Below are 19,017 nucleotides of genomic sequence, written 5' to 3'. Positions count from 1 at the left end.
ATCGGTGCGTGTCGAGGCATTCTCAGCCCACTCGGGCGACGGCCACGGGGCTCGTCCTCAGCACCTCCGGCACTTCGACGACACCATCAATGACCGCCGTTTCTGTGCCGCCGAGCCACTCCACCGTCTGCACTGTCGAGAGTTCAGCCGGCAACACCAGTTCGCCCTCGCCGGGGTTGAGGAGCTGGCAGTACACGGTTCCTTCGGAGTGGGTGTAGCGCACCTGCCCATCGCCATACCGCAACCAGGGCCGTGTCGCGAAGATCGCCTCACCATTGACGTCCAGCCACGCGCCAAGCTCCTCCAGCGCGCGGAGCTGCAACTCGGGGATGGTGCCGTCTGCCCGCGGACCCACGTTGATCAAGAGGTTGCCGTTCTTCGCCACGACGTCGACCAGGTAGGCGATGAGTTCTGCACCGGACATGGACGCGTGTTCATCTTCCACGCGATTGTAACCAAAGGACTGCCCCAAGCCTCGGCACGCCTCCCACGGATGAGGCAGCGTCTCGCCGACATGCGTGTACTCACGGGTCAGGAAACCGTGGGTGGGGATGCCCCAACGGTCGTTGACCACTCCGTCGGGCACGGCGCTCAGATAGCTGCGGAAGAGCGCTGCGAGGCCGTAGGGCTCGTCACCCTTCCCACCGTCTGGCCAGTCGATGTCATTCCACAGCACATCGGGGCTGAACCGCGCGATCAACTCCTGCATCTGCCGGGTGGAGTACTGCGAGAACTTGGCGTCGTTGCGCCTCAGCGCAAACAGGTCACGGTCTGACTGGATGGGTGGGAGGTCACTGACGTGCCAGTCCAAAGCCCCGGAGAAGTAGACCCCGAAGCGCACGCCGGCAGCCCGGACGGCGTCGTGCAGCTCGGCGATGAGGTCACGCTTGGGACCCCGCTGAGCGGTGGAGAACGGCGTGGTCTTGGTGTCCCACAGGCACAGGCCTTCGTGGTGCTTGGTGGTGGGGATGATGTAGCGGGCCCCCGAACGCAGCACCTGGCTCACCATGGTGGTGGCATCGAACCTCTCGGCCTGCCACAGGTCCACCAGGTCCTCATACGACGTGCCCAGACCGAAGGTCTCCACATGGTGCCGCTGTGTGGGGCTGCCGGGAATGCGCCAGGTGTTGCCATACCACTCGGCGTATTCGTGGAGGGCGTACGCCTCCTCAGGCTGGACATTGCGCTCGCCATGTAGTTGGGCCCACCCCGGCACCGAGTAGATGCCCCAGTGGATGAAGATGCCGAGCTTGGCGTCGCGGTACCACTCCGGCACGCGCAGGTCGGGGTACTGCGGGGCCACGGTGAACTGGGGTCCGGTGCGGGTGTCGAAGTTCAGCATGCGACAGCTCCTCGTGTGAGTTCGGGGTCGAACGTGGGATGCGGGCCGGTGGTGTCGAAGGGCCACGTGCCGGGTAGGAGGCGACGGTGCCCGAGACGCTCGAGATCCTGATCGACGCCACCGGGCGTCAACGCGAGGGTCCAGCCCTCGGCGAGATCATGCAGTTCGGGCTCCAAATAGCCGATCTTCACGATGATGATGTCGGCGGCGCGCGGATCAAGCCCAAGGCGCGTGAAGTCCGCGATGTGATGGAACGGCTTGCGACGCTCCGAGATGATCGCGTGCACTGCCCCCTGCTGAATGACCACCTGGGTGCCGCCCACGGTGTCGCCCCTGACGACGGCCCGGACGACCCCGTCGAGCTGCACCGGCGCTGCCGCCTCGTCGACGTGTCCGCCCACCTGCAGCTGCACCCTGGCGCCCACGCCCGCTGCCTCAGCGGCCGCCACGGCAGCGGCGTCATTGATCGAGGCGTGGATGACAGTCAGCCCATCGTCTGCCAAGCGGGCATCTGCGAGGAGCTGGGCCAGCGACCACGAGCTGTCCCCTGCGCCGCCCGCAGTGGGGTTGTCGCCCGAATCGGACACAACGTGCGGGCGCTTGGCGCCCGGCTGGAGCGCAGCGTCGATCGCCTCGCTGAACGTTGCGGTGGGGCCGACGAATTCGAACTCGTCGCGCACGGCCCAGAACGCCTCCGCCAGCTGGCGAGCGCCAGCGCAGACGGCGCGCTCGTCGTCGCCGGTGACGACGACCACGGCATGGCAACGAGGCTCGTCTGCCCAGGCGTAGCCCACCCAGATCGCGGCGTCGAGGACACCGTCGCGGCCTTCGACCTGCGGCACCAACTGGTAGAGGGACTTGGCGGGCTCCACCCTGGTGCTCGTCTTCTCCCCGGGCAACAAGATGGGCACCCGCACCCAGGCCTTCAGGGGGCGACGTGCCTCCGGGTCCTGGCCCCCGTCGGCGCGCAGGCGCGCGAGCAGGTTGCGCGCGGCGCGTTCACGGGTGTTGACCTCATCCTCATGCGGGGCCATCCGGTAACACGTCACCAGGTCCACCTGCTTCAGGAACTCGCGGGACACGTTGCCGTGGAGGTCCATGCTCGCCGACACCAAGGTGTCCGGGCCGAGTGCCGTTCGCACTGCACGGGCTAGATCGCCCTCAGCGTCGATCATCCCGACGACGCTCATTGCACCGTGAATGTCGAGCAGGAAGCCATCGAAGGGGCCTTCCTCCCGAATGCGCTCGACCAGTTCGTCCCGCATCGTCAGATACGCGTCCTGAGCCACCGGTCCTCCCGGCAGTGAGCGGCCGTGCAGGAGCGGGACCCAGTCAGCCGCTTCGCGCAGCCGCTCACCCTCGCGGAGGAAGGGGTGGTACGCGAGCAACTCCTCGCCGCGTCGATGCGCGAAGTCGGCCAGAGTCGCGACATGTCGGCTGAATGTGCTCGACTCGATGGCGATGCCGCCGACGCCGACCTTGGCGGAGGCGATCCCCGTGGGGGCGACGGGCGGGAGAGGTTCGGCCCAGATCTCTGATGCCTGCCTCATGCCGTGGCCCCCGTCGAGTCGACCGCATCCAGTGCGAGGGTTGCGGCGCCGATGGCAGGGTTCGTCAATGTCGCCAGCCGCACGGTGAGTGGGCGCCTGCTGACGGGAGGGTTCTCGGCGACCGTCGCGTCGAAGGCGGGACCCCAGAATTCCCATGCGTTGGCCACCCCGCCGCCGATCACAACGTGATCGACGTCGAAGAGGGTGCCGGCGGTGAGCACGGCGTTCGCCAGAGCGCGCCCCGCATCGTGGAACACCGCGAGAGCTGCCGGATCACCTGCAGCGGCCCTGCGGGCCGTCTCCTCACCGGTGAGGGGTGAACCGCCGGTTCGCTCGGCGTACCGCAATCCGATGGACCGCCCCGAAGCGACTGTCTCGAGGTGGCCGACTCCGCCGCAGGTACAACGGTGGTCGGAATGCCGGGGCGTGTGCCCGATCTCACCCGCACCCCCGGACGGCCCTTCGAAGAGGCGGCCGTCCAGCATGATCGCGCCGCCGACGCCGGTGCCCAGCATCACCCCCAGGGCATTCCGCGCGCCACTGAGCGCGCCCCAGCGGGTCTCGCCGACGAGGAAGGCGTTGACATCGTTTGCGACGGTGACAGGACGCTCGATGAGCGACTCGAGTTCGGTGCCGATGCGCCTGCCCACCCAGTCGGTGAAGAGTTCTGATGCGGCCAACACCGTACCGGTTCCCGAATCGATGATGCCTGCGGCGCCGAGGCCGAGCGCGGTCACTCGGCTGCCCGCTTCGTGCTCAAGGGACTCGAGCATCGCCGCCACGGCCCGCAGCACAGCGCCCCCGCCCTGCGCCGGAACGGGCTGGGTGTCGGAGGCGATGACCTCGCCTGACCTTGAAACCAGCACTGCGGCGATCTTGGTGCCACCCACGTCGACCCCGGCGAGCAGGGCGGGCCGGGGGGTGTCGTCCATCGCTACCGGCGTCTTTGCAGGCTGCACAGCTTGTCCTCCTTGAAAGGTGCTGGCAGTAGGTTATATCGGACCCGAAATAAATGCGAGTCAGAGGCTCACTCGGCGTGCGATCATCAGTGACGCCGCTCCCAGGGCTTCGGCGGAGGCGTCCCATTCGCGCACCTGCACCATGGGCGGAACCGCCATGGTGGGACTCGTTCCCGCCAGTCCCGCCTGGAAACTGCTCTGCAGGCCCGGCCACAGCGGCAACGACTGTCCCGTGAGCAATACGGTGCTGAGCCCTGTCATCGTGCAGGCGCCACCGACGGCGCGTCCCAGCCAATAGCCGGCCCTGTCGATGATCGCGCCCGCCCGAGGAGCCCCGGCAGCGAGTTCGGCGAGGTGTGATGCGGAGGCGGCCCCCTGCCCGGTGTTGCGCCTGATCGACTCCATGAGTTCACCCAACCCCACCAGTACCTGCAGGCAGCCGGTGTTTCCGCATGGGCAGAGTGGCCCTAGCGGATCAACCGAGACGTGACCGATCTCCGTGGAGGCGCCCTGCTGGCCGCCGAGGATGTGGTGGTCACGGACCACGGCCATGCCGACGCCGTATCCCAGTGAGACGAGCATGAAGTCTGCCGGGTTCTCGGCCCCGGGGCGGAAGAGTTCGCGGTAGGCGAGGGCTGCGATGTCGTTGACGAGGTACGTCTCCAGCCCGCTGTCCGCCGTGAGCAATCCAGCCAATGCCACATCGCGCCAGCCGTGCACCACCGAGATGGTGACCCTCGTGGCGTCCGCGCTGATCACACCGGAGATGGCCACTGACAGGCCCCACCATGCGGCGGCGGAATTCCGTTTGAGGAGGCGGTTCACGTGGCCGCCCAGCACTTTGCTCAGCTCCGCGGGGGATTCGGTCGGCACTTCGATGGCGCTCACCTCGCGGGGAGCCCCGTCGAGCCCGACGACCGCCACGGTCGCCTGGCCGTGGTTCAGCCCCACGCCTACGACGTGGCCGGCGTCCGGCACCACCTCGAGGGGCACTCGGGGGCGACCTGATCCGAGTATCTGCGCCGGCCCCTCGCGCAGCACGCCCATCTCGATCAGGCGCCGAACCTGCGTGCTGACCGTCGCTGGGCCGAGGCCCAACCGGGCCACCAGGTCGCTGCGGCTCTGGTTGGGCTCGCTCGCCAAGCTGGCCAGCAATTGGCCCCGTGAAGCCTGACCGCCACGTCCGAACGTCTCCATCGACTCGTCTCCCTTAGCTCGCTGCCGCCATTGTGGCGCGGCGGGCAGGAATTCGGAATCCCACTTGACATCCACTTAATTCGGAGGCAAATTAAACCCTACCTTGTATCTAGGAGGAAGCAATGAAGCTTAGCCTTGTCGGCATCGGTGCCGTCACTCTCGCGGCCGCCCTCGGGTTGGCTGCATGCGGGTCGAACGCCACCCCAACCAGCAGCGAAGGAACCTCACAGGAGGGCCAGACCGTCACCCTGGACTGGGATTTCTGGAACCAGGGCGATGACGGCAACAAGATGTGGCAGGGACTCGCCGAGGACGTGACCACCGAGCACTCCAACATCACGGTGAAGCTCACCAGTCCGCCGTTCGCCGACTACTTCACCAAGCTCCAGTCCCAGTTGGCCAGCAACTCCGCGCCCTGCATCGTCAGCATGCAGAGCCTGCGCCTGCCTGCCTTCGCAGAGGCGCTCGAGCCCCTCGACGAACTGATGGCGGCCGAAGGATTCGATCCGCAGGAGTGGAACCCTGCGGCGCTCAAGGCCCTGCAGCTCGACGGAAAGCAGTACGCCATCCCCTACGGCATCTCCACGATGGCGCTCTTCTACAACAAGGACCTCTTTGCTGCTGCGGGTGTGGAAGAGCCGCAGCCCGGGTGGAGCGTTGAGGACTTCGAGGCCGCGGCCAAGGCCATCACGGAGAAGACCGGAAAGCCGGCCTTCGGGCAGAGCTTCTCGGATCTCCACATGTTCTCCCAACTGCTCGCGTACAACGGTGCCCGCCCCGTCTCCGATGACGGCAAGCTGGACCTGGGCAACGACGCAATGCGCGAAGCCTTCACCTGGTACACCGGTCTCGCCACCGAACAGGGCGTTGCCCTCGTGCCTGCCAGCTCCTCTGACGTGCCCTGGGGTGAGCAGCAGTTCGTCGCGGGCAACGCGGCGATGGCGGTTGACGGGACCTGGAACCTGGCCTCCGACGCCAAGGAAGCCACCTTCCCCGTCGGCGTGACCACCCTGCCCCTCGGCGACGGCGGCGTTTCCTCGTTCTCCGCCAACTCAGGCTTCGGCATCGCCAAGTCCTGCGAGAACAAGAAGGAAGCCGCTCAGGCCATCGCGATCATCACCGGGGCCGACGCACAGGAGAAGACCGCAACCTCCGGCACGATGCCCGGCCGTGTGGCATCGGCTGATCTCTTCTACGAGGGCCTGGCTGCCGACATCGATGGCGACAACCCCGGCTACTCCGAGCAAGCTCGCCTGGTCGTCGAGGAGAGCAGCAAGAGCGCAGTCCCGTTCGTGCCCACCTCGAACTGGGACGCGGTGACCAAGTCCATCGCGCGCGAGTTCATCCTGGCCTACACCGGCAGCGCCGCCCCCGACGCCACTCTCGACAACGTCCAGGCATCGGCGGGCAGCTGACGTGAGTCTCCCATCCCCCGTTCGTGACCGATTGGTCAGGGAAGAGGAAGCCCCGGTTGGCGACAACCGGGGCACCCGCTCCAGGAAACACGAGAAGCGTGCGGCCCTGGGGTTCCTGACCCCCAGTGCCATCGGCCTGACGCTCTTCGTGCTGCTCCCGACGATCTTGGCGATCGCCACGAGCTTCTTCCACTGGCCCACTTTCGGCGATGTCACGTTCGCGGGATGGGACAACTACAAGACCCTCTTCGCCCCCGGCAACGCCTTTCCGGCTGCCCTCATCAACACCATCGTCTTCACCATTGTCGTGGTTCCCCTCAACTTGGTGCTGACGTTGGCGATGGCGTTCTGGATCTCCACGAGCCGCATCAGCCACGTCTACCGGGTGCTGTTCTTCCTCCCCGTCGTGACCCCGAGCGTGGCCACGTCGATCATTTGGAAGATGCTCTACCAGCCCGGCGGCATCATCGACTACCTCGCGCAATCGGTCGGCATCCAGATGCCCAACCTCCTGGCCACCAACAGCACCGCGCTCATGGCCGTGGTGGTCGTCGTGATCTGGAACGGACTCGGATACAACACCCTGATCTTCTCTGCGGCCATCGACCAACTGCCCGATTCAGTACTCGACGCTGCCAAGATCGACGGCGCCGGCTTCTGGTCAACTCTGTTCCGGGTGAAACTACCCCTCATGACGCCGGCGATCTTCTTCGCCACGACGATCACGATCATCCAGGCGTTCCAGATCTTCAACCAGCCCTACGTCATGACGGCCGGCGGGCCGGGCAACGCCACGGTCACCGTCGTGATGGACGTCTACCAGAAGGCGTTCCAAGGTGGGCAGCTGGGTGCCGCCGCGGCACCCGCAATGATCCTGTTCGCACTCATCCTCGCGGTCACGGCGCTGCAGTGGCTCGGCCAGAAGAAGTGGGTCAGCTATGACCAGTGAGACCATGCCCCATTCGCGTAGGCGCCGCCGCATCGCGGGACCGGCTCTCAACGAGGCGCTGCTGTTCGTCGCCGCCGTGATTTTCATCTTCCCGGTCATCTACACCATCACCTCGTCCTTGAAGCCTGCCGGCGAGATATTCAGCCAGCCCCCGTCCCTGTTCGGCTCCGAGATTCGTTGGGCCAACTACACCGAGGTGTTCGACTACGCACCGTTCTTCAAGTACATCCTCAACGGCGTGATCCAGTCGCTGGGTGGCACGCTCGTCGTGCTGGTTGCCAGCGCGTTGGCGGCATATTCCTTTGGCATTCTGCGCTGGCGTGGACGCGACGTGACGCTGCTGGGCTACTTGGCCACGCTGATGATCCCGCAGGAGGTCCTGGTCATTCCGATGTTCCTGCTCATGCAGCGACTCGGCTGGATCAACTCTTGGCAAGCCCTGATCCTGCCCTGGGCCTTCGGCGCATTCGGCACGTTCCTGCTGCGGCAGTTCTTCATGAGCTTGCCGTACGAACTTGTGGAAGCTTCCCGGGTGGACGGCTGCAATCATTGGCAGACATTCCTCAGGATCATCCTGCCGCTGGCCCGGCCGTCCATGGCCGTCCTCGGCGTGTGGACCTTCATCACCTACTGGAACAGCTTCCTATGGCCCTTGATCGTCGTCAACGACATCGAAGGGCTCGGCAACGTGAGTCTCGGCCTGCAGACCTTCTTCGGTGAACGCGGAGCGGCGTGGAACCTGATCTTGGCGGCATCGGTCATCGCCATCGCGCCCACCATGATCGTGGTGATCATCCTCCAGAAGCACTTGGTCAAGGGCATCGCAACGGTCGGGCTGGCTGGCAGATGAACCCCGGCTCCCGTCCCAATGTGATCGTCATCTTGGCCGACGACCTCGGCTGGGGAGACCTGGGCTGCTACGGCGCAACGAGGGTGCGCACGCCGAACATCGACGCGCTCGCGGCACGGGGCACGTCCTACTGGGACGCACACGCCGCGTCGTCGGTGTGCACCCCCTCCCGCTACGGCCTGCTAACGGGACTACACCCCTGGCGTAGCCCCCTGAAGGCGGGGGTGCTGGGCGGCGCGGACCCGTGCATCATCGCCGATGACGTCCCCACGATCGCTTCCGTGCTGCAAGCAGAGGGCTACCGCACCGGAGCCTTCGGCAAGTGGCATCTCGGCCTCGACTGGCAACGCCTCGACGGTTCACGGGCGACAGCGTTCGACTCAGGCTTCACCCCCGACATGCAGGGGGATGGCCGCGATATCGACTACACCGTCGCGTTCCGCAACGGGCCATTGGAGCACGGGTTCGAGCGGTACTTCGGCATTGCCGGGTCACTCGACATGCCGCCCTACTGTTTTCTCGACCAGGACCACACAGTGGGCGTCCCCACCCTCGAGAAGCAGCCGCTGATCACCTCGCAACGTCCTGGCCTGACCGTGCCGGGGTGGGAGGACGACCAGGTTGACGTGGCCGTCACGCGTGCCGCACAGGAGTGGCTGAGCACCCGCGATGAGCGACCGTTCTTCGCCTACGTGGCCGCCGCCTCCCCGCACCGGCCCTGCGTGCCACCCGCGTTCGTGCGCGGCACGTCCGATGCCGGTGTCAGGGGCGACAGCATCCACCTCTTCGACTGGATGGTGGGTGAACTGCTCGGAGCGCTGTCGGACGACGTGCTGGCACAGACCCTGGTGATCGTCACCAGCGACAACGGCGCGCCGATGATCTTCCCTGAAGACGGAGACGTCGTCATCCATCGGCCCAACGGTGCATGGCGGGGGCAGAAGGCCGACGCCTACGAGGCTGGCCACCGCGTGCCGCTGGTGGTCAGCGGCCCTGGGATCGCCATGGGGGCGGAGTCCCGCGCGCTGGTGAGCCTGCTGGATCTGTTGCCCACGGTCGGACGCTTCGCTGGGGTGGCGTCGCTTCCTCAAGTCGACGGCGTCGCACTGGATGAGCGAACCGAACGCGAGTTGGTCGGCGCGCAGGCCTTCGACGGACGATTGGTGTTGCGCTCCGCCTCCACCAAGGTCATCTACGGGAGCGGCTCAGGCGGGTTCAGCGAGCCAGTGGGTGAGCCCTGCGCGTCGGACAGTGAGCTCGTCCAGATCTACGACCTGGAGGCAGACCCGGAGGAGGTGTTCGACCTCCAGGGCAGCGAGCCGTCCGTCGCGGTATCGCTCTACGACGAGTTCGCGGCTGCTACCGGCTTCTCCGTCCCACGCGTGCAGGAATAAGGCTTCCGCTCTCGCGCTCAATCGCTGTTTGACCACCCGTATGAGTAAACTTCGGTGCATCGAACATTCTTCGGAGATGCTTGGAGGCACACGTGACAAGCGTGCGGACTTTCAAAGAAGTGGAGAAGCAGGCTGAGCCCAAGGCTGCGGGTCCGGCGTGGCTGCTCGGCCCAGCGCTGGTGGCGGGCGTCGCCTACCTGGACCCGGGCAACGTCGCGGTCAACATGTCCGCCGGCGCGCAGTTCGGGTACCTGCTGGTCTGGGTGTTGGTTGTCGCCAACGTCGCCGCGTGGCTCGTGCAGTACATGTCCGCCAAGCTCGGGCTGGCCACCGGGCGCAGCATGGCGGAACTCCTCGGGCAGCGGATCCAGACGCGCACCGGACGACTGCTCTACGGCCTCCAGGCGCAGTTCGTGGCGATCGCCACCGACATCGCGGAGATCATCGGCGGCGCCGTGGCGCTGTGGATCCTGTTCGACGTGCCGCTCGTTGCCGGGGCGATCATCACAGGGGCGGTGTCCACCGTCCTGCTCCTGGTCCAGTCGGAACGAGGGGCCAAGGCGTTCGAGTTCAGCATCATCGCGCTGATGGCGGTCATCGTCATCGGCTTCTGTTACGGCCTGTTCCTCGAGCCGCCCGCCGCAGTTGACGTCGTCGGGGGCCTGGTGCCGCGGTTCGACGGCGCCCAGTCGGTGCTGCTGGCCGCCAGCATCATGGGTGCCACCGTCATGCCGCATGCCATCTACGCGCACTCCTCGCTGGCGCGCGACCGGTTCGGCACCTCCGACCTGCCGCCTCGCCGGCTGATCCGCGCCACCCGCACCGATGTCACGATCGCCCTGGGCATTGCCGGGTCGGTCAACCTGGTGATGCTGCTGGTGGCCGCCACCGTCCTGCCGGGCGTGCCGGGGACCGACAGCCTCGAGGGGGCGCACCTCGCCATCCAGGAGGCGCTGGGGAAGGCTGCGGGGTTCATGTTCGCCGTGGCGCTCCTGGCGTCGGGGCTGGCGTCCACGGCCGTGGGCGCCTACGCGGGCAGCGACATCATGGGCGGTCTGTTCCGCACGCGGCTGAGCCTGTTGACCCGTCGTCTCCTCACGATGATCCCGGCCGTGCTGGTGCTGGCCGGGGGAGTCGACCCGACCTTCGCGCTGGTGCTCAGCCAGGTGGTGCTCTCGTTCGGCATCCCGTTCGCCGTCGTGCCGCTGGTGTGGCTCACGTCGCGGCGCGAGTTGATGGGCGCCTACCTCAACAGGCGGGCGCTGACGATCGCCGGGTGGCTGGTGGCAGGTGGGATCGTGGCGCTCAACGTGGCGTTGCTGGCCATGGAGTTCGGGCTGGTCGGGTGATCAGGGGGTGACCCACACCGAGTCGGTCGCGGCGCGCCCGAGGGTGAGTGCCCTGGTGGAGCCCTCGACGACGACGTCGATGGCGCCTGAATAGGGCGCGCCCGGCGTGGCCTCCAGCACCGTCCCGACGCCGATCCCGTGCTCGGCGAAGAACTGGAGCAGGCCGGGGTCGCCGTCGGAGATCCGCTCCACCCGGGCCTTGCGGCCGGTGCCCAGATCCGTCAGTGAGACCGCATCCAGCTGGGTGACGGTGCCATCGGCCGCGGGGATGGGATCGCCGTGGGGGTCCCTGTCGGGGTGGCCGAGGTGCTCAGCGATGCGCTCGACCAGGAAGTCCGAGACCGCATGCTCCAGGTGGTCCGCCTCGTCGTGCACCTGGTCCCACCGGTAGTCCAGCACCTCCACCAGGAACGTCTCGATCAGTCGGTGCCTGCGCACCATGGCAACCGCGTGTGACCTGCCCTCGTCCGTCAGCGTCATCGAGCCGTAGGGGGTGTGCTGGAGCAGCCCCAGTTCCCCGAGCTTGCGCACCGCGTCGGATGCGGTGGACATCCGGACCCCGACGCGCGCGGCGACGGCGGAGGTGGTGACGGGCTCGTCAGACCATTCGCCGAGGCTCCAGATGGCCTTGAGATAGTTCTGATTGCTGGCCGAGAGGGTCGACACGGACATGCAGAAATGCTAACAAAGTGAGAAGTGCCCGCCACCGGACAAAGTTGGCCGCCCCAGACGAGCGGTGCGAAGGCACCCGGCGGGAGCGGTAAGCGACAGGGTGCCTCCAAGTGCAACAACTTTCACGGGGCCGAACTGCGGTTGGTGGGAACGTTCACCCCGCTGGCTTGCCCCTTGAGCCAGGCGTTGCGGGGGCGAGGCGACGTCACCCCAAGGGGTAGGCGTGGCCGCAGGCAATTCTCCGGTCAGATTCTGACTGGACACGCTGGTGGCGATAAGTGCTTGACATATCGATCGTGGCGTTACTATTGCGCCATGCCTTCCCCGGACCTGAACTCCCCTGCCGGTCTGGTGGCGCGGATCGAGACGATGTTGCCGAGCCTGCGCCCCGCCGAACGACGCGTGGCTGAGGCCGTGCTCACAGATCCTGCCGCCGTCGCCCGTGAGTCGATCTCCGCACTGGCGGAGCGCTGTGGCGTGTCGGCGCCCACCGTCGTACGTTTCTCGAAGCGGGTGGGGTTGTCCGGCTATCCGCAGCTGCGCGTGGGCCTGGCCATGGCGGCCGGGCATGAGCACGGCCGCACCGGCCGGCCCATGACCGCAGGCATTGTCGGGGAGGATGACTCGCTCGCTGACATCGCATCGAAGGTGGCGCACGCGCACGCCAACTCGATCGAGGAGACGTTGTCGGCCATGGACCTCAATGCCCTCAAGGCCGCAGTCCGCACCCTGTCCAGCGCCGAGAAGATCGACGTCGTCGGCATCGCCTCCAGCGGCCTGATCGCGGCAGACCTCGTGCAGAAGCTGCAGCGCTTCGGCTACAGCGCCTGGGGCCAGGTCGATCGGCATGCCGCCGTCACCGCGATCGCGCTACGCGGCCGAGGCGACGTGGTGGTGGGCATTTCGCACAGCGGCCAGACCGCCGACGTGGTGGAGCCGCTGCGCATGGCCGCGTCCAGGGGCGTCAAGGTGGTGGCCATCACCAGTGACGAGAGCTCCTCGTTGGGCCAGTTGGCCGACCATGTGTTGACCTACCGTTCCAAGGAGCCCGCCTTCAGGTTGGGCGCCATGGCGAGCCGCATCGCGCAGTTGGCCGTCGTCGACTTCCTCCTGGGCGGCATCGCGATGCGCCAAGCGGAGCCGGTGCGCTCCGCACTCGACAGCACGTTCAAGGCCGTCGGCACCCTCTGAGCCCTGTGCCCTAGGCCGCTGAGGGGGCATTCCTCCTCCCGCGCTCGTAGGCCACGAGCGCAGCCGCGCAGAGCTCTGCGGGTGACGGGCGTGGCGACTTCACGCCGATCCCCGGGCCTGTGACGGTCCACCTGCCCGCAGGCGTGCACTCACTCTTCGAGACCACGACCGCGCCCTGGGGGGTGAGGAACGACAGCCGTGGCCGATGGTCGTCGACGTCGATGTGGCCGTCGAGTTCGGGACGCACCGCGATGAGGTGCGACTTCACGGAGAAGATCAGCAGCAGGTCTGAGATGCCCGTGTCGGTGATCAATTCGTTCATGTGCACCACTGTGCACCGTACCTCCGACGAATTTAGAACGAACGTACCAACGAGCCTCGGACTCGGGCCGCTCCCAGCGATTTGCGGGGGCGTTGACGACGCGACCACAGCCCCGTCGAGTGTTGGCCGATGTGGGAAGCTTGGCGCGTGACCCCACTCGTCCTGACGTTCCCGGACTTCGACCCCATCGCCGTCGAGATCTTCGGCCTCAAGATCCACTGGTACGCCATCATGTACCTGCTCGCGTTCGGCATGGCCTACGGCCTGATGCGCCGCCGGCTCAACCACGAGCCGTACCGTTCCATCACCAAGCCCGAGCGCTGGTCACCCACCGACATCGAGGAGATCCTGCTCGTCTCCATCGTCGGCGTCATCGTCGGTGGACGGCTGGGCTACTGCCTCTTCTACAACCCGGCCTACTACTTCCAGAACCCCCTGGAGATCTTCAAGGTCTGGGACGGCGGCATGAGCTTCCACGGCGGCGCGATCGGCGTCGTGCTGGGGCTCGCGTGGCACGCTTGGCGCAAGAAGCGGCCGTTCCTGCAGGTCGCCGACTTCCTGGTGCCTGCGGTGCCCATCGGCTTGGCGGCCGGCCGCTTCGGCAACTTCATCAACGGCGAACTCTGGGGCCGGCAGGCTCCCGAATCCCTGCCGTGGGCCATGATCTTCCCGACCGGTGGCGACATCCCGAGGCACCCCTCGCAGCTGTATCAGATGCTGCTCGAGGGCGTGCTGCTCTTCGTCCTGCTGTGGTTCTACGCCCGCAAGCCCCGCTACCGCGGCCAGGTGGCCGGGGCGTTCCTGTTCGGCTACGGCGTCTTCCGCTTCATCGCGGAGTTCTGGCGGGAGCCCGACGCCCACCTCGGCATCCTGGGCCTGGGCCTCAGCATGGGGCAGTGGCTGTCGATCCCGATGATCCTGATCGGCGCCGGCCTGTGGATCTGGGCCCGTCAGCGCGGGATCGACGACCGGGAAGACGCTGTGGACAACCCGGGGGACAACTCCGACGGCGAGCCCACCGTCGACGGCCCGTCCGACGAGGCCAGTGACGCGTCGCCAACGCTCAACGACAAGGCCACCGAGCCCGGCGATCACCCCCAAGGGGGGTAGCGCGGGAGTTATCCACAGAGCCGCCCCGGCGTACAGTGGTTCTCCACCCCAGTTCGCGTCGAAACAGGCAGGACAAGCATGGATGAGCAACTGAACAAGGCAATGCCGGCTGGGGACAACTCAGTGGACAACTCACGCCCCGCCAAGCCCCTCGTCCTCTTCGACGAGGACTGCGGCTTCTGTACCACATCGGCCCAGGCGTCGCAGACGTCGTGGTTCCGCGCGCAAGTTGCAGTGATCGCTTTTCAACGGGTCGACCTCACTGTCCACAACCTGACTGTGGATAAGTGTGCGGAAAGTCTTCACGTCGTGGATACCGACGGCAGCATCCACGTGGGCAGCGACGCCGTCGCCGTCGTGTTCCGGGAATCCAGGTTCCCCTGGCCGATCGTGGGCGCCGCGCTCGGGCTGCCCGGGCTGCGCTGGGTGGCGCAGCGGGTTTACGCCGTGGTCGCTGCGAACCGCTACCGGTTGCCGGGCGGCTCGGCCGCCTGCAAGCTGGACTAGCGCTTCAGCAGCGGGTCCACCCACGTGGCGGGCCCGGAAGTCACGCGCCCCAGCGCGGCCAGCCCGGCACCCGTGGCCGCACGCGACGGGGAATGTTCCACGAACTCGAGTTCGATGCCCGAGTGCGGGGCCCACAGCACCCGGGTGGCCAGTTCACGCTGGAGCGGCGCCCGGAGCCAGCTGCGCAGGCTGGCCAGGTGGCCGCCGAGGCGGACGATGCTGAGGTCGAGCAGGTTCAGGGCGGCACCGATCGCGATGCCGAGCGCGGCGGCGACGGTTTCGACGGCGGCGAGCGCCGTCGGGTCCTCGTTCTCCAGCGCGTGCAGCACACCGTCGATGTCTGGCTGCCCGGCAAGGCTGAGCACCGCATGCGCACCCGCTACCGTCTCGAGGCAGCCGCGCGCGCCACAGCCGCACATCCGGCCGTGGGGATCGACGCAGATGTGGCCCAGCTCACTGGCCCACCCGTGGCGGCCGCTGAGCAACTGACCGTCCATGGACACGGCCGCGCCGATGCCCACCTCACCGGTGACGTACAGGAACGACGACCCGGGGGCCTCGCGGAGGACGGTGAGCGCCGAACAGTCGACGTCGTTGCGCACCTTGAGCGGCACCGGCGCGCCGCCGAACTCGACGTGCCAGAACTCGCCGGGCTCGAGGTTGTCCCACTCGAGGTTGGGGGAGCGCAGCACGCGGAGCCCCTCGCGGTCGATCAGGCCCGGGATGGCGAGCATCGCGCCGGAGATGCGTGCGCCGTCGGGCATCTCGTCGAGGATTTCCTGCGCCATCCGCGAGAGGTGGGCCATGCCCTCCTCGACGGTGAGCTGCTCGACGTCGGTGTTGAGGTGGCGCTTGGCGCGGACCTCGCCGGTGAGGTCCACCAGGCTGGCCACCATGCGCTCGACGTTGACCTCCAGGCCGAGGGCGTACACCGTGCCGGGGCGCACCATCAGCGGGACGGCCGGGCGGCCGCGGGCGCCGCCGACCGCCTCGCCCTCCACGACGAGCTCGCCGAGGATGAGGTCGTCGACCAGGCGCGAGACGGTGGAGCGTGTCATGCCGAGACGGCTGGCGATGTCGGCACGCGAGACGGACCCGCTGTGGGCGAGCACCTCGCCCAGCACCAACGCCAGGTTGCTGGCCCGCACCGATGCCTGGGTCATCCCTGAGGAAACAGTCGTCTCCGTCATCGCTGCCGCCTTCCTCGAAGTGATCGGACCGCGGACCATTCTTCCGGAGAAATCACGATGAAAAGGTCAGATGTCATTGCGCTCTGAGCGATTCTCAGTGGCATCCGACGCATTCGGCGACTCGGGGGTGTCGATGATCCGGCGCCGCCGGAGGATCCGCCTGAGCTCGATGATCATGAAGGCAACCACCATCAACGCGACGGCCGCCAACAGCAGCAGCGGCCACCAGGCGGTGTCGGCTGTCTCAAGCAGCGCGATATCGAGCGGGAACACCATGCCCCTCATCATGTCATCGTCTACCGGGGTACGCGGCGCCTCTCACGCCGGTGGCTCAACCGATGAGCTCCGCAGCGGCGTCGGCATAGGCGCAGGCCAACTGCATCAGGTCAGCCCGGTGCCGTGCGATGTTGCAGCCCGACGCGTCAGCCGAGACGCCCTCGCGCGCCCAATGCTTGCGGGCCAGGGGCAGGAGGTGGCTCGGGAGCACGCCGTCGCGGTTGGTGACCCGCCACCAACTCACCTCGCCGCCCTGGGTGGCCATGACGGCGCCCACGCGGCGGGCCGAGGTGCCGACGAGTTCGGCGATGTCGCCGTAGGACACCACCTTCCCGGGCGGCACCTGCTCCACGGCTCGCAGGACCAGCTCGACGGTGACCTCCGCCTGCCGTGCCATCTCGGCCCCCTTCGGGATCAGAGTGTTTCGGCCACACTATTACGTGCACCGGTCAGGCGCGAGGGGTCAGCAGGTCGGGCAGCACGTCGTCGAGTTGCCCCCGGATGACCTGGTGCGCGACGTCGTCCATGGCAGTCTCCGACGCGTTGACGATCACCCCGTGCGCACCGTGCGCGAGCGCGGTGGGGAACAGGCCCGCCACGGGGTAGACCCCCAGCGTGGTGCCCACCGCCACGATGGCGTCGCAGTCCTCCACCGCCTCGATGGCGGCCTCGATGACATCTGGCTCCAGCACCTCCTCGAACAGGATGACGGTGGCGCGCGTGATGCCGCCGCAATGGGGGCAGCGGGGGTCCTCCTCGCCGGCGTTGACGCGGGCGACCATCTCCTCCATCGGCCCCGTCCGGCCGCACATCTCGCAGCGCCACGTGCGCATGGAGCCGTGCACCTCGTGCACCAGTTCCGGGCTGGAGCCGGCCACCTGGTGGAGTCCGTCGGTGTTCTGCGTGATGATGGCCCGGAGCCTGCCCTGCTTCTCCAGGTCGACGATGGCCCGGTGCGCCCTGGTGGGCTGCGCCGACCACACCTCGGGCGTGGCACGGCGCCGCCACGCGGCCTTGCGCACGTCCTCGTCGCTGAGGTACCACGACAGCGTGGAGACCAGCTCTGCGTAGGGGTCACGCGTCCAGAGGCCTTCGGGGCCGCGGAAGTCGGGGATCCCGGCGGCGGTCGACAGCCCTGCGCCGGAGAGGATCACGATGCGGTTGGCTTCGGAGAGGGACGAGACGGCCATGCCCACCAGTGTGCCGGACCCGCGTCCCGGAGGGGCCGCTCGCCCCATCCCGGAGGCCCGCGTCGGGGCAGCTTCAGGGGCCGACCGGGTCCATCTGGCGCTGTCTCGGGGTGCCGCTCTGTTTGACTGACAACGTGTTCAAGTTGTTCCGGCCCATGGCCGCGGTCCTGATCTCCCTGCTCCTCCTGTCCGCCGTGATGGCGGCGCCGGCCCGCGCGGAGGACCCGCCCCCGCAGCTCGCGAAGGCCGACGTCGAGGCCCAGACGCCGCTCGACCCGCAACGCCACCTGCTCCGCGTGGCGTCCATCTCGAAGGTGCCCGTGGCGGTCAGCGTGCTGCAGCTCGTCGAGCGCGGCGAGCTGGACCTCGACGCGCCCATCACCGACTACGTCGACGTCGAGCTCGACACCCGCTTCGAGACGCCCATCACCATGCGGCACCTGCTCTCCCACACCGCCGGCTTCGAGGACTCCTACCGCGACGTCATGCTCGCGCCCGGCTCCGAGGTGCGGCCGCTGGAACAGGCCGCCACCGTCGACCCGCCCGTGCAGATCTACGAGCCCGGCACCGTGCCCGCGTACTCCAACTACGGCTACACGCTGGCCGCCTACGTCGTGCAGACGGTCAGCGGGCAGCCGTTCGAGCAGTACGTGCGGACCGAGGTCTTCGACCGCGCCGGCATGACGACCGCCACCTAGGCCCAGCCCATCGGCGACGACCTCGCGCCGGCCGTCGCGCAGTCCGGAGGCACCCACCCCGACGGCGACCGCAGCCGAGCGCGCCGCGCAGGTGGCGGGCACCTACGTGATCTCCAGGCGCGCCGACAGCAACTTCGTGCGGGTCTACGACGCCCTCACCAACGTCGCGATCACCGCGCACGGCGACAACCTCATCATCCCCATCCACGTGGACAGCGCGGGGGTGCCCATGCCGCTGGTCGAGGTGGAGCCGTGGGTGTGGCAGGAGGTCGGCGGCGACACCCGCGTGGGCGTGAGGCTGGCCGACGACGGCTCGGTGGAGGCCGTCGGCCTGAACCCCGGCTTCACCCTGCTGCCTGCGCCCTGGTGGCTGGGCCTGCTGGTGCCCGTGGCGCTCGCGTCCGTGGCGGTGCTGGTGATCGCAGTGGTGGCGTGGCCGGTGCGGGCCATCGTCGGGTGGCGCCTGCGCGCACCCCTCGACCTGCCGCCCACCGACCGGTGGCTGCGCGTCGCCACGCTGGTGGCCGCCATCGTCGCGCTGGCCGGCCTTGCGTTGTGGGTGTTGGCCGCCTCGATGCTGTTGACCGGCTCCGGCACGCCGAGCGACCTGCTGTTGCGCGCTGCCCAGCTGCTCACGGGGCTGGGCCTGCTCGGGTTCGTGCCGACGGCGTGGCGGGCCGCCCGCGCGTGGGGTGGACGCAGGTGGTTCCACGCGGTACTGGCCTCCGTCATTGCCCTCGCCTTCGTGGGGTTGGGTGCCTTCGCCGTGAGCGGCGGCCTGCTGTTGCCTGACATCACCTTCTGACGCCCGGGGCCCGCGGGGTCGGATGCCACACGGCTATCCGACCCCGCGGGA

Annotated in this window: 20 protein-coding genes; 10 read left to right on the top strand and 10 right to left on the bottom strand. The window is 67.8% G+C overall.

The genetic code is table 11. The features are described 5' to 3' along the window. Window positions 1–22 precede the first annotated feature (22 nt). From ABEA30_RS06060 to ABEA30_RS06045, 4 genes are all read right to left on the bottom strand, one after another. Window positions 23–1,342 (bottom strand): alpha-L-fucosidase, encoded by a 1,320-nt coding sequence (locus ABEA30_RS06060; RefSeq protein WP_345580487.1) that lies wholly within the window; start codon window positions 1,340–1,342, stop codon window positions 23–25. Beyond that, complete coding sequence (locus tag ABEA30_RS06055) at window positions 1,336–2,892, bottom strand: M81 family metallopeptidase (protein WP_345580484.1); 1,557 nt, start codon at window positions 2,890–2,892, stop codon at window positions 1,336–1,338. The genes ABEA30_RS06060 and ABEA30_RS06055 overlap by 7 nt, the downstream gene beginning before the upstream one ends. After that, a complete protein-coding gene (locus ABEA30_RS06050) occupies window positions 2,889–3,824 on the bottom strand; it encodes an ROK family protein (protein WP_345580481.1) in 936 nt (311 codons plus the stop codon). The genes ABEA30_RS06055 and ABEA30_RS06050 overlap by 4 nt, the downstream gene beginning before the upstream one ends. Before the next feature lie 87 nt (window positions 3,825–3,911). Next, entirely contained in the window at window positions 3,912–5,048 is a 1,137-nt protein-coding gene (locus ABEA30_RS06045) for an ROK family transcriptional regulator (protein ID WP_345580478.1), read from the bottom strand. Window positions 5,049–5,170: 122 nt separating this feature from the next. Between ABEA30_RS06045 and ABEA30_RS06040 the strand changes: the two genes are divergently transcribed. The 5 genes from ABEA30_RS06040 (at window position 5,171) to ABEA30_RS06020 (ending at window position 11,005) form a co-directional block, all read left to right on the top strand. After that, window positions 5,171–6,463, top strand: a complete 1,293-nt coding sequence (locus tag ABEA30_RS06040) for an ABC transporter substrate-binding protein (protein ID WP_345580475.1) — start codon at window positions 5,171–5,173, stop codon at window positions 6,461–6,463. Window positions 6,464–6,494: 31 nt separating this feature from the next. Continuing rightward, window positions 6,495–7,412, top strand: a complete 918-nt coding sequence (locus ABEA30_RS06035) for a carbohydrate ABC transporter permease (protein ID WP_345580472.1) — start codon at window positions 6,495–6,497, stop codon at window positions 7,410–7,412. Continuing rightward, complete coding sequence (locus ABEA30_RS06030; RefSeq protein WP_345580469.1) at window positions 7,402–8,262, top strand: carbohydrate ABC transporter permease; 861 nt, start codon at window positions 7,402–7,404, stop codon at window positions 8,260–8,262. Before ABEA30_RS06035 ends, ABEA30_RS06030 begins: the two co-directional genes overlap by 11 nt. A 20-nt stretch (window positions 8,263–8,282) precedes the next feature. After that, window positions 8,283–9,656: a sulfatase family protein gene (locus ABEA30_RS06025; protein ID WP_345580466.1), complete on the top strand. Its 1,374-nt coding sequence runs from the start codon at window positions 8,283–8,285 to the stop codon at window positions 9,654–9,656. 119 nt (window positions 9,657–9,775) lie between these two features. Continuing rightward, complete coding sequence (locus ABEA30_RS06020; RefSeq protein ID WP_345580463.1) at window positions 9,776–11,005, top strand: Nramp family divalent metal transporter; 1,230 nt, start codon at window positions 9,776–9,778, stop codon at window positions 11,003–11,005. Here the strand turns inward: ABEA30_RS06020 and ABEA30_RS06015 are convergent, their stop codons facing one another. Further along, window positions 11,006–11,677 carry a metal-dependent transcriptional regulator gene (locus ABEA30_RS06015; protein WP_345580460.1) on the bottom strand — a complete coding sequence of 224 codons (672 nt, stop codon included), beginning with the start codon at window positions 11,675–11,677 and terminating at the stop codon, window positions 11,006–11,008. Between the two features lie 315 nt (window positions 11,678–11,992). Here ABEA30_RS06015 and ABEA30_RS06010 point away from each other — a divergent pair, with 315 nt between their 5' ends. Further along, window positions 11,993–12,868 (top strand): MurR/RpiR family transcriptional regulator, encoded by an 876-nt coding sequence (locus ABEA30_RS06010; RefSeq protein ID WP_345580457.1) that lies wholly within the window; start codon window positions 11,993–11,995, stop codon window positions 12,866–12,868. A gap of 10 nt (window positions 12,869–12,878) precedes the next feature. On the opposite strand, the gene ABEA30_RS06005 is transcribed toward ABEA30_RS06010, so the two are convergent. Beyond that, a complete protein-coding gene (locus tag ABEA30_RS06005) occupies window positions 12,879–13,190 on the bottom strand; it encodes a hypothetical protein (RefSeq protein WP_345580454.1) in 312 nt (103 codons plus the stop codon). A 147-nt stretch (window positions 13,191–13,337) separates the two neighbouring features. On the opposite strand from ABEA30_RS06005, the gene lgt reads away from it, so the two are divergent. After that, entirely contained in the window at window positions 13,338–14,300 is a 963-nt protein-coding gene (gene lgt, locus ABEA30_RS06000; protein WP_345580451.1) for a prolipoprotein diacylglyceryl transferase, read from the top strand. A 78-nt stretch (window positions 14,301–14,378) separates the two neighbouring features. Then, window positions 14,379–14,807: a thiol-disulfide oxidoreductase DCC family protein gene (locus ABEA30_RS05995; RefSeq protein WP_345580448.1), complete on the top strand. Its 429-nt coding sequence runs from the start codon at window positions 14,379–14,381 to the stop codon at window positions 14,805–14,807. On the opposite strand, the gene ABEA30_RS05990 is transcribed toward ABEA30_RS05995, so the two are convergent. From ABEA30_RS05990 to ABEA30_RS05975, 4 genes are all read right to left on the bottom strand, one after another. Next, on the bottom strand, window positions 14,804–15,997 hold the full coding sequence (locus ABEA30_RS05990; protein ID WP_345580445.1) for an ROK family transcriptional regulator: 1,194 nt from the start codon (window positions 15,995–15,997) through the stop codon (window positions 14,804–14,806). The genes ABEA30_RS05995 and ABEA30_RS05990 overlap by 4 nt on opposite strands. A gap of 66 nt (window positions 15,998–16,063) precedes the next feature. After that, entirely contained in the window at window positions 16,064–16,273 is a 210-nt protein-coding gene (locus ABEA30_RS05985; RefSeq protein ID WP_345580442.1) for a hypothetical protein, read from the bottom strand. Window positions 16,274–16,328: 55 nt separating this feature from the next. Beyond that, complete coding sequence (locus ABEA30_RS05980) at window positions 16,329–16,670, bottom strand: MGMT family protein (protein ID WP_345580439.1); 342 nt, start codon at window positions 16,668–16,670, stop codon at window positions 16,329–16,331. A 52-nt stretch (window positions 16,671–16,722) separates the two neighbouring features. Then, window positions 16,723–17,463, bottom strand: a complete 741-nt coding sequence (locus ABEA30_RS05975; RefSeq protein WP_345580436.1) for an SIR2 family NAD-dependent protein deacylase — start codon at window positions 17,461–17,463, stop codon at window positions 16,723–16,725. 134 nt (window positions 17,464–17,597) lie between these two features. Here ABEA30_RS05975 and ABEA30_RS05970 point away from each other — a divergent pair, with 134 nt between their 5' ends. Continuing rightward, the gene (locus ABEA30_RS05970; RefSeq protein ID WP_345580433.1) at window positions 17,598–18,161 is read left to right on the top strand and encodes a serine hydrolase domain-containing protein; all 564 of its coding nucleotides are present in this window, start codon (window positions 17,598–17,600) and stop codon (window positions 18,159–18,161) included. A 106-nt stretch (window positions 18,162–18,267) separates the two neighbouring features. Continuing rightward, on the top strand, window positions 18,268–18,966 hold the full coding sequence (locus tag ABEA30_RS05965) for a hypothetical protein (RefSeq protein WP_345580430.1): 699 nt from the start codon (window positions 18,268–18,270) through the stop codon (window positions 18,964–18,966). Window positions 18,967–19,017 lie beyond the last annotated feature (51 nt).

This window comes from Tessaracoccus lubricantis (assembly GCF_039544535.1).
GTDB lineage: Bacteria > Actinomycetota > Actinomycetes > Propionibacteriales > Propionibacteriaceae > Arachnia > Arachnia lubricantis.
Note: the sequence above shows the minus strand (reverse complement) of the source record. Positions and strands in the feature narration are given on the sequence as shown.